Here is a 16,839-nt window from a genome sequence, read left to right as displayed (position 1 = left end):
ATAATAAGGAAAAACATGACAAGATTTGCATTAATCATCAATCAACAATCTGGAAAAAGTGATAAAGATCAATTGGTTGAAACCATCAGGACATTCTTAATTGAAAAAAATATAGCTGAAAAAGACATTTTGACCTTCTATCCTGAATCTGCTAATGAAACCAGACAAATGGCAAAAGAAGCCTGTCTAGATAACGTCGATGTCATCATCCCGTTAGGGGGTGATGGTACCATCAAACTGGTTTGCGCAGGTATCTATGAAGGTGGCGGTCACTCTCGCTTAGGTCTCATACCAACTGGAACGGTTAATAATTTAGCCAAATCTCTTGGAATTCCGCTAAACACTAAAAAAGCTTTAGAAAGTCTTTTTTCTGGACAAGAACTAGCTATTGATATGGCAAAGGTTAGCAATCAATACATGATTTCTAGCCTAACCCTTGGTCTGATGGCTGATATGGCACTTAGCGTCACTCCTGAAAACAAACGTCGTTTTGGTGCTCTTGCCTTTATCAAAGCAGGTTGGAAAATCTTTCTACGCAGGCGCTCCTATCGTATTCAAGCTATCTCAGATCAGAAAAAGCAATATATCAAAACCAAATTACTCTTAGTTACCATGAGTAATACTGTCGCTGGTCTTCCTGGTTTTAACCGTAAAGACACTGTAGACGATGGACTTTTCACTGTTTATACGTTAAAGAAAACCCACTTCATTCGTTTCTTCTTTTACTTCTTTTTCCGTATTGGTAAATTTAGTCAATTTAAGCATTGGGATTCCTTTCAAGCTTCTGAACTACGCTTAGTTAATGTCCGACAAAAAGATAAAAATAACCCCAATGTACGGATTGATGGCGATGTAGCAGGTAAATTACCCGTCCTTATCCAGATGCTTCCCAAAGCCATAACGGTCATTGTTCCTAAGAAATAATGTCGATAGGTAAGTAGCAACAATGTTTTTTCTCTATGTGATACCTCCACATAATCCTTCGTCACTATTTTAAGTAACTTACCAAGTTAATATGCCAATCATTTTACAATTCACTTCCTGAGTCTATAAAATTGCACATAAGAAGACTATAATCTATAAGTCTTTGAAAAGAGGAAAGTTTGCTTCAAGATAATCGACCAATTCTTTACTGAGTCGTCTAGGTCCTCTGACCGCTCGAACACCTTTTTCTGACATCAATCCAAAGGACAGTTGGTCATCTCCAAAGGTTTGTTTGAGAGATAACTTCATCAATCGTTTGATACTTGGATTGTCACGATGTCCCTTATTCTCAATATCAGCTTCTAAAACCTTACAAGCATATCGAATGGCCTTAATAGGACTCGTCATGTAAATCAATACCCAATCGCCAGCCTTAATTCTGGCTTTTTGTGTCCAAAGAATCTCAGAATTCTCTGTAAATTCAGCATCAATATTATAGTATTTTGGATTTGCCGGAATAACCCAGTAATCTGTTCCATCAGGATTTGATAAGGTCTTGGGTGCTACCAATGAACGGCTATCCTCAACCAAGGCAAACAGGTCCTCATCTGTTAGACGATTATCCAAAGCAATCGTAACCCAGGTCTTCTTGGACATGTGATAAGAGGGATAAATTCCTGGCAGCTTTAATAATTCTTGTAAATGATTGGATGCCACCTTGATATTAATGATTTCAACCTCTTCTTGCAAGGCTTCTTGTGACCACTTTTCATCACCCAACTGTAATTTCTCGCGCTTAACTGAGCCAACAAGACCATACCATTTAGCATTAGCAGGATGTCTAAAAGCTGTGAAACGGGGAAATTTCTTAAAAGGATTATCTGTTGCATCTCCAAAAGTCCTTGTTAGATAAGTAGCTAGACGATTAGTCTGGTCATTTTCAAAGAGCCTAGTCTCAAAGCACTCTTCAGCTATCCTAGTCAACATCTGACCATAAGCCTCCCGAACCTGACCAACAAAACTCCCTTGAGCTGAATTTGCTCGGAAGGCATCATATTCTTCGTCAAACTCTAGATCTAGCACTTGACCATAAAGACTTCCATCATCCTTAATCCTAATCACAGCCTGAAATTGTCCATCTAAAAAATTCTCACGATAAGTATAGCCCTTCTGATCTTTAACAAATCCAAAACCCTCGAGTTGCTCAAATAGCACGTATTTCTTCTTAAAAAACTCAGATTCAAATGACATCATTTTCCTTTCACTACACACTCAAGCCGTCTTACGTTACAGATTAGCCGATGATTAACTCATACTTTACCGACTTAAACCGACTTCCCATATGATTAACGGTTTCTTGGGCAATCATTCGACCACCTATTTTTTCGATTAATTGACGAGAGGCTTGGTTGTCCTCATGCGCTGCCAGAAGCAAACGTCCAATATTTCGAGACCGATACTGACTTAAGGCGAAATCTATCAAAGCTTGAGCGACACCTTGATGCCTAAAAGAAGGAGCCGCCATATAACCCAGATGCCCTAAGGTCAAGCAGTCTGGATGTTCCATCTCCCAAAAACAAATGACAAAACCAGCGATGGCACCATCTACAAAGGCAAAATAGCGAGTAAAGGGCGAGTAGGCTTGATCAAGCTGCTTGACCTCTGAAAGATCACTTTGAGAGACAAAAGCCTTAAAATCTTCAACTGGCCACCATTCGATAAAAGGGTTGGTGCGCTTATCCTCAAGTAATTCATCTTCAAAATCAAAAAAAGCTTTTTGATCGCTTAAGGCTATCTTGCGGATTTCCATCTTACCTCCAAACTGAAAAAGAGAGTGGGGAAAAATTCCCTTTTACTAAAAAGCGTTCGTCTTCGCTATAGGGTTTTAAGACTCAGACCTGAAACTGTCCGGCGGACAGTTTTTGACACTTGCTTCGCAAGTTTTATTTCCCGATTGAAAAGCTTCCCCTAACCTCTTCAACCACTCCCGCATAGCTCAAAAGGTCTCCCAGACACTTTGAGCTTGCAGATAAAAAAAGCACAACTTTTATCTACAGATCTAGGCTTAGTTCCGAACGTAAAACGCTAATAAAACAGCCATTCAGCAGTGGTTGCTTGAGACTAAAGTTCCTAAGTAACTGTGCAGAGGAAAGGCTAAAAGCGATACATCGCTAAGTTCTTCTCCCCACCACTGCCTTAGGATGTTAAAACCAACATCATATCATAAAGAGGTTGGACTTTTTGCCAACCTCCTTTCATTTCATTAGTGACTGTCTCGCCAGTTCTTGTTAATTTTTGGTTTGCCGTCAGTGTCATATAAAACGGTCATGGCAATGCCTTCTTTATAATATTCGACACCAGTTTCTTGATCAACCACGATCAAAGATCCTGAGTTCATCGGAATATATTCAAAACGATTATCGCTTTTCTTGGATTTATTAAACATTAATCAATACCTCCTCTACACCTCTAGACTAACATGATGACAAGATACTGTCAAAGGTTTAGGATGTTGCCAAAGGAATCAAACGCACACGAAGGATGTTCTCACTGTCTTCAAACAGCGCAACTAACTGGTCAATCTTAGCAGCGTCCGTTTCATCCAAATCAAGTAAGGTATAGGCATAATCACCTTTTGAACGATTAAGGATATTATCAATATTGATATCCAAATCGGATACTGCTGTCGAAATTTTAGCAACGATGTTAGGGACATTTTTATTGATTAGAGTAATGCGATAAGGAGCATCTTGCACCTGGTGCATGTTAGGAAAATTAACCGAGTTAGTGATTTCGCCAGTCTCTAAGAAACGACGAACCGTTTGACTAGCCATAATGGCACAGTTGAGTTCAGCTTCCTCAGTTGAGCCACCCACATGTGGAAAAACAGTCACTCCTTCTTTGTTGAGGAGCTCTTGGGTTCCAAAATCCGTCACATAACGTCTAACCACACCTGTTTCCAGCGCATCAAAGAGGGCCTGGTTATCCACAAGTTCTGCACGAGCAAAATTAATAATGACAGTGTTTTTTTTTCATTTGTGCAAAAGCCGTGCGATCAAAGGTATGCTTAGTATCCTCAGTCAAAGGGACATGAATAGTGATATAGTCAGATTGGCTAAAAATGTCTTTAAGATCATTAACTCGTTTGACATGACTGGAAATATTCCATGCCGTTTCAATAGACACATAAGGATCATAACCTAGAACATTCATGCCCAAACGGCGCGCATCATTAGCAATCCTAGCACCAATAGCACCTAGACCGATAACACCTAGCGTTTTCCCTGAAATTTCTGAACCAGCAAATTGGGATTTGCCAGCCTCAATTTGCTTGGGTACATCATGACCAGACAGGCTATTTACCCAACTATTAGCAGATAGGTAATCACGCGCCGATAACAAAATAGCTGTTAAAACGGCTTCTTTGACAGCATTAGCATTGGCACCTGGTGTGTTAAAGACAACAATCCCTGCTTCTGTCGCCTTATCAATGGGAATATTATTGGTCCCAGCACCTGCTCGGGCAATGGCTTTAAGATTATCTGGAAAATCCACATCATGCAACTGTTGACTACGTAAAATATAGGCATCTGGATTATCCGCTAAGTCACCATCAATTTGAAAGGCATTGCCTAATTCTTTCAAACCAATTTTATTAATGTTATTGAATGTTTTGACACTAAAGACCATAGAAATCTCCTTTAATCATATGAACTATTAACGAAACACCGCTATCTGACACTCTTTAGCAATTATTAAGTCAGAAATTACAAATCGTAACGAAGGCCTTCGTCAATTTCTTGGTAATCCGCTGTTTCAGACTTAGACTTAATCTTTTGATAAGCTAAGCGTTCTCCCTCAAACATGACTTTACCACAATATTCGTAGCCAAGTTTTTCTAAAATATGTTGCATAATGAGATTTTTAGGATGGGTATCACAACGAAAATCTGGACCCTTATGACCTTCGATTAAACCTTGGATGAAAGTTTGCCCTACTTTTTGCCCACTAGCTTTCTTAGAAACAGCAACCCGATGGAAAACAGTATATTGATGATTAGCATGTTTCCATTTGCCATCTGTGATGTTCTCATAGGCTGGATCTTGTCCTACAATGACTGCAGCATAAGCCACAATCTCATCATCAATCAATCCAACCCAAGCTTGACCTTGCAAAATATCATCAATGATATCACTGGCTGCAGGGTATTTTCCCTGCCATTGATCACTTCCAGACGCTTTTAAAAAGGCACGCGCCTCCTCAATGATCGTCATAATATCATCTACTTCATTGGGATGTGCTAAACGTAGCTCCATTAACCACGTTCCTCCTCAAAAGCTTTCATAAATGCAAGCAGGGCTTTCACACCTTCCAGTGGAAAAGCATTATATAGGCTTGCTCGCATACCTCCCACACTACGGTGTCCTTTAATATTTTTAAATCCGGCTTCATCTGCTGCTTGATTAAAGGCTTTATCAAGTTCCGCATTCGGTGTGACAAAAGGAATATTAGCTAGTGAGCGATCCTTAGCAAACTTAACCGGGCTCTTATAAAAGTCAGACCTATCAATAAAATCATAAAGAAGACTTGATTTTTGACGATTAAGTTCCTCCATTTTAGCCACACCACCTAAAGATGTCACATGTTCAAAAACTAATTTAGCCATGTAAATACCAAAAGTTGGGGGCGTATTATAAAGCGAAGCATTCTCTGCCTGAATACGATAATCCAACATGCTAGAAAGAGCAGGCTCATCATTCAAGAAATCCTCACGAACAATCACAATCGTCACACCAGCAGGCCCAATATTTTTTTGCGCACCGGCATAAATCATAGCAAAATCAGAAACTTTGTAATCAACTGCTAAGATATTCGATGACATGTCAGCCACAAGCGGGACACCATTTGTTTCAGGGAGCTGATAAACACTCGTTCCCTCAATAGTATTATTGGTTGTTAGATGCACATATGCTGCCTCTGGATCAATCAAACGGTTATCAAATTCTGGAATACGGTCAAATCCAGTCTCTTCAGATGAAGCCAAGCAAATGGGTTCAAAAGGGATTGTCTTTGAAAGTTTAACAGCTTCAGTATAGGCTTTTTTACCCCAAGATCCTGCAACTAGATAATAAGCTTTCTTTCCCTTTGCCATATTTAAAGGTAGCATGGAAAACTGGGTTGAAGCACCTCCTTGTAAAAAGAGGACTTTGTAGTTGTCTGGAATCTGCATCAAATCTCTCAACAATTGCTCAGCAGTCTTAATAATATCTTCAAATTCCTTGGAGCGGTGGGACAATTCCATAACACTCATGCCCGAGTTGGCATAATCCAAAAACTCAGCTTGGGCTTTTTTTAGCACTTCTTTTGGCAATACTGCAGGACCTGCAGAAAAGTTATAAATTGTCATAACCACAACCTCCATTTAAAATTAATTCATTATATCACAAAATTGTGTATTATTATCAGAATCTTTCTACAAAGTATTGTTTTTTGATGTTTTTTACCGACAGCAGTTACTAACGAAAATCAGCAACATTCATGATATAATAAATCCAAACCCTCTTGAAAGGACTACAAATGATTACCAAAGAATTTTGCGCTGAAAACTTAACCGATCTCCATAGGCTAAATAGCCCAGACATCTCACGTGTTGAACTTTGTGATAACTTAGCTGTAGGTGGAACCACACCGTCTTATGGTGTTATCAAGGAAGCAAATCGTTACCTTCATGAAAAAAGCATCTCGACTGCTATCATGATCCGACCTCGTGGTGGTAACTTCGTCTATAACGATCTTGAACTACGTGCTATAGAAGAGGATATCCTCCATGCCGCCGAATTAGAATCTGATGCTCTTGTATTAGGATTATTAACAGAAGACAACCAACTAGACACAGAAGCCATCGAACAACTCTTACCATCAACTCAAGGTCTTCCCCTTGTTTTTCACATGGCTTTTGATCACATTCCACAAGAAGACCAGTTTCAGGCTATCGATGACTTGATTGACTATGGTTTTACACGCATTCTAACCCATGGGAATCCTGATAGCAAGTCTGATATCTTTGATAATGTTGCTCATTTAAAAGCTTTAGTTGACTATGCCGCAGGTCGTATTGACATTCAAATCGGTGGAGGTATTACCAAGGATAATTTCCAAGAACTTGTCAAACTCACAGGAGCTACCCAAGTTCATGGGACACGATTAATATCATAAAAAAGAGGCTGGTTTCCCCAGCCTCTTAACTGTTATCAAAAATCATCATTTTGAATGTCGTTGTGTATGACATATTATAAATTAAAATCTGACTAGTAAAAGAGCCACAGATAGCACTGAAGGTCATCAAGGTAAACTCGACAAGATCAGATTTTGATTTTCAATGAGTATTATTCTGATTCTTGGACAGGCTCATAGATAAATCGAACTGTCTTATCATGCTTAGTGACACGCTCCGAATAAGCAGAATAAGAATTATCACGACCGACAAACCAATACTCTTGACCATAAAAGTCCTTTATTCGTCTTGGTGGAATAGCTTCGTAGCGACTCCCTAGTGGCAATGTCATAGGAGTGACTAAAATTTGAGATTGAGTCAATTTTTTACCAGTTGCATCAACGAATTCAACAAAAACACCACCAGCTTCAGTTGTCTCATCGGTTGCTCTAGCAAAAACCTGCATATCCAGCTGCATCCAGCCATCAAAAGTATCCCTTGGAACAGCAACTTGCCATTGTCCTTCTTGGTCAGCTTGAACAGTTACAGAAGTGACATCCCACTTATCGTTCCCCTTCTTGAATCTAACACTAACCATCTGATTGGCTGAAGCTGTTCCTGAAACGGTATTATCCCCTTCTTTCCAAGGATTGATGCTAACTTGTTGATTATCAGCTTGATCGCCAACAAATTCTTGCGACATTTCTGCTGCAACATGATTGGCTTGTCCCAAGCTAACGCTTGTTAGCAAGCTTGCCGTCACTAAAGTCACTTTTAAAAACTTTTTCAATATCATAACCACCTTTATTTAAACTATATTAATCATAACAAAGCCTCATCATTAGGGCAATCTAGCTTCATCAGCCAATTTTACAATATTAACAGTTGATGACATAGCTCCATCCTTACCTCCTCAAAAATATCTCAATAAACAGATAAATTTTTCTTGAAGGCGAAAAGTCAATTATTTTACCTTAACAATTAGTTATAAGACTAACAAGTTTTCAACAAAAAAGTCAATTTGATAACAATTTTAAACATATACTCTCTATGATTATCAGCCATAAGTTCAAAGAATACGGAGTAATTAGTTAGCAAGCATCTTGTTGGTATTTCCTTTATGGGATGAAGCAAACTAAAAATCACATCATGATAAAAAGGCTAAAATAACGTTTCTAGACCACGTTATTCTAACCTTTTCCTGTTTTTAAAACTTCTTGACCAGACCTTATACAAGCTCATGATACTCTTGATATAAGTCCTGACGATTAAGCCCTCTTTCTTTTGCTACCATCTTAATAGCTTGATTTGGTTTAGTCCCTGCTGCAACACGCGCCTTAACATCGTCTAATGGTGATAATAAGTCTTGTACAGCTGGCATAATGCTTCCATCATTGCCATCAACAATCACTAAACACTCTCCCTTTAAAGGATTATCAGACAAATAAGATAATAATCCTGTGATTGAACCACGTTGGTACTCCTCATAGAGTTTGGTTAACTCTCTTACCAAGACGACCTGACGATCTCCATAAACTTCCAACATATTTTCCAAAGTTGAAACGACACGATAAGGTGATTCATAGAAAATCTGCGTTTCTGGGTAGGATAACTTTTCAGTAAAAAAGGCTTTTTGTTGACCAGATTTACGCGGTAAAAAACCATAAAAAACATGGGGTTGAGGCGCTAAACCACTAGCGATCAAAGCTGTAATCCCGGCTGAAGCACCTGGCAAAGCAACTACTGAAATGTCTTCAGCAATTGCTGCTTTAACTAAATCATGTCCAGGATCAGAGATGGAGGGCATACCCGCATCAGACACTTGCGCTAAAGAATGTCCTTCTTTTAACATAGCAACTAAGTCTGGAATTTTTTCAAAAGCGTTATGTTCATGAAAACTGATTTGACGTGTTTCAATTTCAAAGTGCTTAAGCAGTAAGCCTGTGTTTCGTGTATCTTCTGCACAGATGGCATCAACCGATTTCAACGTTTCAACAGCTCGATAAGTCATGTCTGATAAATTGCCAATCGGTGTTGGAACTAAATATAGCGTACCATGGGAAGACTGTCCCTTAAAACTTTTTTGAACCTGCATGATTACTCCCTATATAGTAGCTCTAAACAGAAGGCACATTGCTCATCGTTTTCACGTCTTTGACCGTAAAAATCCGTACAAATGTGAAAACCATCCTCATAAATGGTATCCAAGTGTTGCTTAGCTTGATGTTGATTTTTTTCAGCATGTTGCTCACTGACTTGCGTCAAACGTTCACGTAGCTTGCTATTTTCCAAGCGCAGCTGGGTATTTTCCTCTACCAAATCTTGTACTTGCTTTTTAATGGCTTCAATCTCGGCTAAGGTCACCATGAGATTTTGTGAGAACCCATCAAATGCATCAAATAAATCTTTTTTAGCCATCACAGCTACCTCCTCATGACCTTAACTCATTATGCTTGTAATATCATATATTCTAAAGCGTTTTGAAAGCTGACATTAGCTTGCCACATCTTTCTAGCAAGAATAAGCCTGTCTAAATAGTCAAGCGCTTTTGGATTCTTCAAATCTTGCCCCAACAAAGACACCAATAGTTGAAAAGCCAAAGCTTGAGAATCCTTATCTGTCAATTGACTGGCTAGTCGACTGATTTCTAAATAAGCTTTTCCTTTATCTGTCAGTAACAGTCCAACAAAACGTTCTAGTGTCTGTAAAGCATTTAAAATGTTAGCATCTTGTGCTAAACTCCTAGCCTCACTAACGGAAGAAGCGACATCTGCTAGAAGCCCAGCTTGACTGCGAAATAAGCCTTTTTGTTCTAAATCAAGCTTGATAACCTCTTGATTTTTACGAAAATGAAATTGTTGGCAACGGCTTTTAATAGTTGCTAGAAGCTGATTCTCATCCTCAACCAAAAGGATCAAATAGATATGACTCTGCGGCTCTTCCATAACCTTCAACAGACTATTAGCTGCATTGACATGCATCTTGTCAGCTCCACGGATAATGACAACCTGATCCTTACCTTCATAACTAGAGCTAGAAAAGCGACTCAACAAGGCACGTACATCATCTGTTTTGATAAAGCCATTGGTCGGCTCCAAGATAGCCAAGTCCGCAAAATCATCCTCAGCAATCAAACGACAAGAACGGCATTTCCCACAAGGTTCCAAACCGTCAAAATCTTCACAAAATTGATACTGGGTCATCCAGATAGCCATCTCCCAAGAAGCAAAGCCACCTGTAAACAAATAAGCATGGCTACGTTTATTGTTCTTCAGGATTCGTTGCATTTCTTGCAGTAATTGCGGCTGTTGTTGCTCCAATACATTCGTCAAAGGATTTTTAGGCATTTTTTAAGTCCTTATATTTGTTGATAATCACAGCCAAAGTATCCTCCACAACCTTTTCCACAGATTGACTAGCATCAATTAAGGCAATACGGTCAGGATTTTCCTCTAAAAGTGCCAAATACCCTTGACGAACTTTTTGGTGCATATCTAACTTTTCTAAATCCAAACGATTAACTTCGCGATCTGCATTTTTGGAGATACGTTCCAAACCAAGTTCTGAAGTCACGTCAAGATAGACTGTCAAGTCTGGCTGACGATGGTCAGTCGCATAAGCATTTAACCAAGTGATATCAGCAACATCCAACCCTCGCCCATAGCCCTGATAAGCTACTGAACTATCGATAAATCGATCAACCAAGACAATAGCATCTTTCTCAAGGTTTGGAAGGATTTTCTCAACCAAGTGTTGGCGACGGGCTGCAATGTAAAGCAAGAGCTCCGTTTTAGCATCCATTGCTGTATGATTAACATCTAAAATGACATCACGAATCTTTTCAGCAATGTCAACACCACCAGGTTCGCGAGTCGCAATAATCTCTTGCTCAAATATATCTTGTAATCTGGGGATAACTTGTTCTAAAACAGTCGTTTTCCCAGCACCATCAGGTCCTTCAAAGGAAATTAAAAATCCATTAGTCATAGTACTTCTATTTTAGCAGAATTTATCAAAAAAGACGACAAGAATTCTTGTCGTCTTTTCATCTTTTAGAATCCAGCTTTAGCCTCTGTTTGCATAATTCTGGTAACAGTGATACCTTGTTCTTCCAAGGCTTTTTGTAGTGCTTGGGTATCTGCTTGCCCTTGAATTTGGATTTCAACCAAGGTTTTTCCAGATTTATGATTGGCGACTACCGTACGGTGAATATTAAGGTTAGCATCACTGATGACACGAACAACTTTTTCCAAACTACCAATAGTATCGTTAAGAAGAATGTTCAGGCGCAGCCCTTCTTCTCCATAACCAGATACTTCAAGAAAGGCTTTAAAAATATCACGGTCTGTAATAATGCCATAAAGTTGATCATTATCCACAACAGGCAAAACCCCAACCTTATGTTTCATCATAATGTAAATAGCATCTTCAAGACTGGCATCTTGCGATACGGTGATAACATCTCGAATCATAATATCACGGATTTTGGTTTTGTTTAAGAGATAATTCATCTCATAAATGGAGAGACTTGTAGCTTTTGATGGCGTTGCATCAGCCATGGTCCCTTCTGTTACCAAACCGACCAAGCGATCATTTTCAATAACAGGTAATCGTCGCAAATCCTGAGCCTTCATTTTATCTGAAGCATGTGCAACAGTCGTATCAGGCGATACATAAATGACTTTTGACGTCATAAAATCTTTAACGGCCATACCAGCCCTCCTTCAATTTGTTCAATTCTTGAATCAATCGTTAACAAGAGAATCACTTACGCTAAGTAATCAGCATTTTAAAGCCTACTGTTTACTTCTATTATACACTGATTAACTAGAAATATTGTGATTTCTAAGATGTAATGTCAAACACCTTTCGTCGTTTCTTATCTGCAACCTAAAAAGGTCCACTGGCTGGAGTATGGATTACTTCGCAATCTTTATTTTCCGATTAAAACCGTCCACCGGCTGTAATGTAGATTGCTAGAGCAATCTCTATTTCCCGATTAAAACTGTCCACCGGACAGTTTTAACCACCCAGATATGCTTTTCGGACTTCGTCTGATTCAAGGAGTTCTTGTCCTGTCCCTGACAAGACGATTTTTCCTGTTTCTAATACATAGCCTCGATCTGCGATTGAGAGTGCTTTTGTGGCATTTTGCTCAATGAGGAGGACCGTTGTTCCTTGTTTTTGAATATCTTGCACGATATCAAAGATTTCTTGAATAAAAATTGGCGCTAGCCCCATTGATGGTTCATCAAGAAGCAAGAGTTTTGGTTGGCTCATGAGAGCACGCCCCATAGCAAGCATCTGCTGCTCACCACCTGATAAAGTCGCTGCATCTTGGTTTTTACGTTCCTCTAAACGTGGAAAACGTTCAAAAATACTCTTAAGATTTTTTTGGTTTTGATCCTTATCTTTCTTTAAGAAGGCACCCATTTCAAGGTTTTCCATAACGGTTAATCCTGCAAAAACATGACGACCTTCTGGAACTTGCGACAAGCCATCCGAGACAATTTTACGAGCAGGAACTCGCTGAATTTCATTTCCTAAGAAAGAAATTTTACCCTCTTTAGGACGTACCAAACCAGAAATCGTACGAAGGATAGATGTTTTACCAGCACCATTCGCTCCAATTAAAGAAACAACTTCTCCTTCATTAACTTCAAAGGAGACATTTTTTACCGCCTCAATAGCCCCGTAGCTGACCGAGAGATTTTCTACACTTAACATAGCCATTAGACGTCACCTCCAAGATAGGCTTCAATAACACGTTTATCATTTTTTATTTCATCTGGTGTGCCGTGGGCGATTAAACGACCATATTCAAGAACGTAGATACGTTCTGTCACTTCCATAACCAAACTCATATCATGTTCAATCAAAATAATGGTAATCCCAAATTGATCCTTAACTTGGCGAATGAGTGCTGTTAATTCTGCCGTTTCTTGTGGGTTCATCCCTGCAGCAGGTTCATCAAGAAACAGAATTTTCGGCTCCGTAGCTAGGGCACGCACAATTTCAAGACGGCGCTGCTGACCATAGGGTAAATTTTTAGCGAGATGGTCTGCCTTATCATCAAGACCAAAAATAGCTAACAAATCCATAGCTTTTTGGCGTAACGTCTCTTCGCTAGCATAAAATTTCGGCAATCGCAACAAAGAAGAAAAGAAATGTGACTTGTTAGTATTGCTCATACCAAGCAAAACATTATCCAAAACAGTCATATTTTTAAAGAGACGAATGTTTTGGAAAGTACGTGATAATCCAAGTGATGCAATAGTATAAGGTTTCTTACCGTTTAAGAGAGTTCCGTCAAGGCTGATTGTTCCTTCCGAAGGTTCATAAACTCCCGTTAAGAGGTTAAAAAGAGTCGTCTTTCCAGCACCGTTAGGTCCAATAAGCCCTACCAGTTCCCCTTCATTCAGCTCCATAGTAACATCGCCAACGGCAGTTAACCCCCCAAAATGTTTGGTTAAATGTTTAACTTCAAGTAAGGCCATTACGAATTGCCTCCTTTATTTTTTTGAAAGAATTTAGACAAAAGCAATTCTTTAGTTCCTAAAAGTCCTCCTGGACGGAATACCATAACTAAAATCAAAGCTAAAGAATAGATAATCATACGCAGATCCGCTACATTTTGCAAGTACATGTTGAGAATCCCTAAAACAATAGCCGCCACGATTGTTCCTGTCATCGAGCCAAGACCACCTAGAACAGCAATGATGAGGTAATCAATAGAACGCATGATGGTAAAATCTTTAGGCGCAATCGTCCCGATGTAGCCAACATAAAGGGAACCAGCAATAGCAGCTGTCATCGCCGCAATAGCAAAGGTAATCACCTTCACTTTTGTCGTGTTAACTCCCATTGATTCAGCTGCAATTTCGTCCTCACGAACAGAAATCACTTGACGTCCTGTTGCACTTCGGAGGTAATTCATTAAAAGTACAGCAATCACTACTACAAAGATGAAAACAACCTGCCATGAAGTATAGGGCAAAATGCCAGTCAAACCAGCTGCGCCATTGGTTAATTCACCACCATTAACGATTGCGATACGGATAATTTCTGCTACACCAAGGGTTGCAATAGCAAGGTAATCACCCTTTAGACGAAGGGTCGGAAAGCCAACAATCACCGCAATAAGTCCTGCTACCATAGCACCCACAAGCATTGATAAATAAAATCCTGTATATGTCGGATTGATTTGAGTCATAATAGCTGTTGCATAGGCACCAATAGCCATAAACCCAGCTTGTCCAAGTGAAAATTGACCAGAAAAACCTAAAACCAAATTGGTTCCCATAGCCATGATGATTGAGATACCAATCCCCATCAAAATTTGTACATGATACAACCCCAAAACGCCAGCACTAACTAGGATATTGAGGACAAGAAAAGCAACTACAATAAGCCCTAGCCAAGCTAAGATTGATTTGATATTTTTGATCATTAGCTTATACCTTCTCCTTAATATTTTTACCAAGAATACCCGCTGGACGAACCAAGAGGATAACGATTAAGATCGCATAAACAACAGCATCCTTATAGCTTGATAAACCAATTGCTGTCGATAATGTTTCCAACATCCCAATAATAAATCCACCTACAGCAGCACCAGGAATAATACCGATACCTCCTAAAACTGCTGCAACAAAGGCTTTGATACCAGGTGCCATCCCCATCAGAGGATTCATTGTATTATAGTAAAGACCAATCAAGACACCAGCAGCACCTGCCATGGCTGAACCAAGAGCAAATGTGAAACTAATGGTTGAATTGACATTGATCCCCATCAACTGAGCAGCATCACTATCTACAGACACAGCACGCATGGCTTTCCCCATTTTTGTTTTCTTAACGATGAAGTTAAGGGCAAGCATCAAAAGAATAGAAACTGCCAAAATAATCAATTGGATGTTCGTCACACTGATAGGACCCAAATCATACTTTACTGTCTGCATGGCTTGCGGAAAAGCGCGGGCTTCCGCACCTACTAAGTAAACCATACCATATTCCAAAAAGAATGAGACACCTATAGCTGTGATTAAGGCTGCTATACGAGTTGAATTCCGTAGTGGTCGATAAGCTAAGAATTCAATAATAACCCCAATCGCAGCTGTGATAATCATTGTTAAAATAAGCGCCACAAAGAAATTCATATGGAAGGTTGAAATCAGATAATAACCAACAAAGGCCCCCATCATATAAACATCACCGTGCGCAAAGTTAATCAACTTGATAATACCATAAACCATGGTATAACCTAGAGCCAATAGTGCATAAACACTTCCCAAAATGAGACCATTGACAAGTTGTTGTAACATAAGAGTTTACCAAACTTTCTATCAAAATAAGAACACCTGAGAAGGATTACTCCCCAGATGTTATCTTGTATTTTACTAATAAACAGTTGTGGTAGACATGTCATCATAACACATAACTACCATCTATTCTAGTGATTATTTGTCAGCTTCAACAACCGTAGCTGAGCCTTCTTTACCATCTGTAAGACCAACAACTGATACGGATTTAACCGGATTGTGTTTCTTATCGATAGTCATTGTACCTGTCACACCTTCAAAATCTTTTGTTTTAGCAAGATTTTTAGCGAGTTCAGCTGAGTTTTTAGCACCCTCTGCTGCATCTGCTACCATGTAAACAGAGTCATAACCAAGTGCTGCAAACATTGATGGTTCTTCACCATATTTTTCTTTGTAAGCTTTAGCAAAGTCTGCCGCTTTATCAGATGATTTAGCCGAGTATCCTGAGATATAGTAGACATCTGAAGCATTCTTGGCACCTGCCAATTCGACGAGTTTGTCATCCGCAAATCCATCTGGACCAACGATTGGAGCATCGATTCCCATTTCACGAGCTTGTTTGATGATGGTACCAACTTCTTGATAGTAACCAGGCATGACAACAGCATCAAAGTCAGCATATTTGAATTTTGTTAAAGCAGACTGGAAGTCAGTATCTTTAGCTTGGAATGTTGATTCGTTAACAATCTCACCCTTGAATTGTTTTTTGAATTCTTTAGCAATTCCTTTAGCGTAGTCACTTGAGTTATCGTAGTAAAGAACAACTTTTTCAGCTTTCAACTCATCAGTAGCGAATTTAGAAATAGCTTCACCTTGATAACTGTCAATGAAAGTTGTACGGAACATGTATGGACGTGTTTTACCGTCTTTATCAACTGTCAAGTCATCCTGAGTCGCAGCTGGCGCTACCAATGGCACAGCCGCTTTTTCTGCGTTTGGACTAGCTGAAGCAACCGCTGATGATACCATTGGACCAACAATCGCATTAACTTCACTTTCAGTTGTCAAGTTAGTTGTAACCGTCGCAGCCTCTGAGTTATCAGATTTGTTATCTTTAACAAAAGCTTTGATTTTTTTACCATCAACACCACCATCTTTATTGATCTCATCGATGGCAAGTTGAGCACCGTTTTTACCTGCATTACCATAAGCAGAAACATCACCTGTTGACTCAAAGTTCAATCCAACTTTAAGTGTGTCACCAACCTTTGTTCCTTCTGCGTTTGAACTTGAACTACCTGGTGCAGCACCACAAGCTGAAAGAACTGCTGTACTCATAAATGCAACAGCTGCAAATGTTAATTTTTTCTTCATAGAATAATCTCCTTCAAGTATGTTACATAATAATACTGAATTATCAGAATATTGTCAATAGATTTT

Annotated in this window: 18 protein-coding genes and 1 pseudogene; 2 read left to right on the top strand and 17 right to left on the bottom strand. The window is 39.3% G+C overall.

The genetic code is table 11. The features are described 5' to 3' along the window. Positions 1-15: 15 nt before the first annotated feature. A complete protein-coding gene (locus tag C0J00_RS02380) occupies positions 16-924 on the top strand; it encodes a diacylglycerol/lipid kinase family protein (protein WP_104967396.1) in 909 nt (302 codons plus the stop codon). Between the two features lie 153 nt (positions 925-1,077). Here C0J00_RS02380 and C0J00_RS02375 read toward each other — a convergent pair whose 3' ends face one another. The 6 genes and pseudogenes from C0J00_RS02375 to serC form a co-directional block, all read right to left on the bottom strand. After that, positions 1,078-2,175: an MmcQ/YjbR family DNA-binding protein gene (locus tag C0J00_RS02375; RefSeq protein ID WP_104967395.1), complete on the bottom strand. Its 1,098-nt coding sequence runs from the start codon at positions 2,173-2,175 to the stop codon at positions 1,078-1,080. Between the two features lie 43 nt (positions 2,176-2,218). Then, a complete protein-coding gene (locus C0J00_RS02370; RefSeq protein ID WP_104967394.1) occupies positions 2,219-2,734 on the bottom strand; it encodes a GNAT family N-acetyltransferase in 516 nt (171 codons plus the stop codon). Between the two features lie 453 nt (positions 2,735-3,187). Continuing rightward, the gene (locus C0J00_RS02365) at positions 3,188-3,370 is read right to left on the bottom strand and encodes a DUF6440 family protein (protein ID WP_104967393.1); all 183 of its coding nucleotides are present in this window, start codon (positions 3,368-3,370) and stop codon (positions 3,188-3,190) included. Positions 3,371-3,428: 58 nt separating this feature from the next. Then, positions 3,429-4,614 (bottom strand): annotated as a pseudogene (locus C0J00_RS02360) (3-phosphoglycerate dehydrogenase family protein). 77 nt (positions 4,615-4,691) lie between these two features. Beyond that, a complete protein-coding gene (locus C0J00_RS02355) occupies positions 4,692-5,240 on the bottom strand; it encodes a GNAT family N-acetyltransferase (protein WP_104967392.1) in 549 nt (182 codons plus the stop codon). Next, a complete protein-coding gene (serC, locus tag C0J00_RS02350) occupies positions 5,240-6,331 on the bottom strand; it encodes a 3-phosphoserine/phosphohydroxythreonine transaminase (protein ID WP_104967391.1) in 1,092 nt (363 codons plus the stop codon). Before serC ends, C0J00_RS02355 begins: the two co-directional genes overlap by 1 nt. Positions 6,332-6,501: 170 nt before the next feature. Here serC and C0J00_RS02345 point away from each other — a divergent pair, with 170 nt between their 5' ends. Then, on the top strand, positions 6,502-7,140 hold the full coding sequence (locus C0J00_RS02345) for a copper homeostasis protein CutC (protein WP_104967390.1): 639 nt from the start codon (positions 6,502-6,504) through the stop codon (positions 7,138-7,140). Positions 7,141-7,310: 170 nt separating this feature from the next. Here the strand turns inward: C0J00_RS02345 and C0J00_RS02340 are convergent, their stop codons facing one another. From C0J00_RS02340 to C0J00_RS02290, 11 genes are all read right to left on the bottom strand, one after another. Further along, complete coding sequence (locus tag C0J00_RS02340; protein ID WP_104967389.1) at positions 7,311-7,928, bottom strand: hypothetical protein; 618 nt, start codon at positions 7,926-7,928, stop codon at positions 7,311-7,313. A 438-nt stretch (positions 7,929-8,366) separates the two neighbouring features. Then, the gene (gene rsmI / locus C0J00_RS02335) at positions 8,367-9,233 is read right to left on the bottom strand and encodes a 16S rRNA (cytidine(1402)-2'-O)-methyltransferase (RefSeq protein WP_104967388.1); all 867 of its coding nucleotides are present in this window, start codon (positions 9,231-9,233) and stop codon (positions 8,367-8,369) included. Positions 9,234-9,235: 2 nt separating this feature from the next. Continuing rightward, positions 9,236-9,556, bottom strand: a complete 321-nt coding sequence (gene yabA / locus C0J00_RS02330) for a DNA replication initiation control protein YabA (RefSeq protein WP_104967387.1) — start codon at positions 9,554-9,556, stop codon at positions 9,236-9,238. A gap of 29 nt (positions 9,557-9,585) precedes the next feature. After that, the gene (locus tag C0J00_RS02325) at positions 9,586-10,485 is read right to left on the bottom strand and encodes a DNA polymerase III subunit delta' (protein ID WP_104967386.1); all 900 of its coding nucleotides are present in this window, start codon (positions 10,483-10,485) and stop codon (positions 9,586-9,588) included. Next, positions 10,478-11,125, bottom strand: coding sequence for a dTMP kinase (tmk, locus tag C0J00_RS02320; RefSeq protein WP_104967385.1), 648 nt, complete (start codon positions 11,123-11,125; stop codon positions 10,478-10,480). Before tmk ends, C0J00_RS02325 begins: the two co-directional genes overlap by 8 nt. A 65-nt stretch (positions 11,126-11,190) precedes the next feature. After that, positions 11,191-11,850, bottom strand: a complete 660-nt coding sequence (locus C0J00_RS02315) for a CBS and ACT domain-containing protein (protein WP_104967384.1) — start codon at positions 11,848-11,850, stop codon at positions 11,191-11,193. Between the two features lie 310 nt (positions 11,851-12,160). Further along, on the bottom strand, positions 12,161-12,871 hold the full coding sequence (locus C0J00_RS02310) for an ABC transporter ATP-binding protein (protein WP_104967383.1): 711 nt from the start codon (positions 12,869-12,871) through the stop codon (positions 12,161-12,163). After that, positions 12,871-13,635 (bottom strand): ABC transporter ATP-binding protein, encoded by a 765-nt coding sequence (locus C0J00_RS02305; RefSeq protein WP_104967382.1) that lies wholly within the window; start codon positions 13,633-13,635, stop codon positions 12,871-12,873. Before C0J00_RS02305 ends, C0J00_RS02310 begins: the two co-directional genes overlap by 1 nt. Continuing rightward, entirely contained in the window at positions 13,635-14,588 is a 954-nt protein-coding gene (locus C0J00_RS02300) for a branched-chain amino acid ABC transporter permease (RefSeq protein WP_104967381.1), read from the bottom strand. Before C0J00_RS02300 ends, C0J00_RS02305 begins: the two co-directional genes overlap by 1 nt. Before the next feature lie 4 nt (positions 14,589-14,592). Then, a complete protein-coding gene (locus tag C0J00_RS02295) occupies positions 14,593-15,462 on the bottom strand; it encodes a branched-chain amino acid ABC transporter permease (protein WP_104967380.1) in 870 nt (289 codons plus the stop codon). Positions 15,463-15,597: 135 nt separating this feature from the next. Then, entirely contained in the window at positions 15,598-16,773 is a 1,176-nt protein-coding gene (locus tag C0J00_RS02290; RefSeq protein WP_104967379.1) for an ABC transporter substrate-binding protein, read from the bottom strand. Positions 16,774-16,839: the final 66 nt, after the last annotated feature.

It is taken from the genome of Streptococcus pluranimalium (genome assembly GCF_002953735.1).
Classification (GTDB): Bacteria; Bacillota; Bacilli; order Lactobacillales; family Streptococcaceae; genus Streptococcus; species Streptococcus pluranimalium.
The sequence above is the reverse complement of the archived record's forward strand: the minus strand, read 5'-3'. Positions and strand labels throughout refer to the sequence as shown.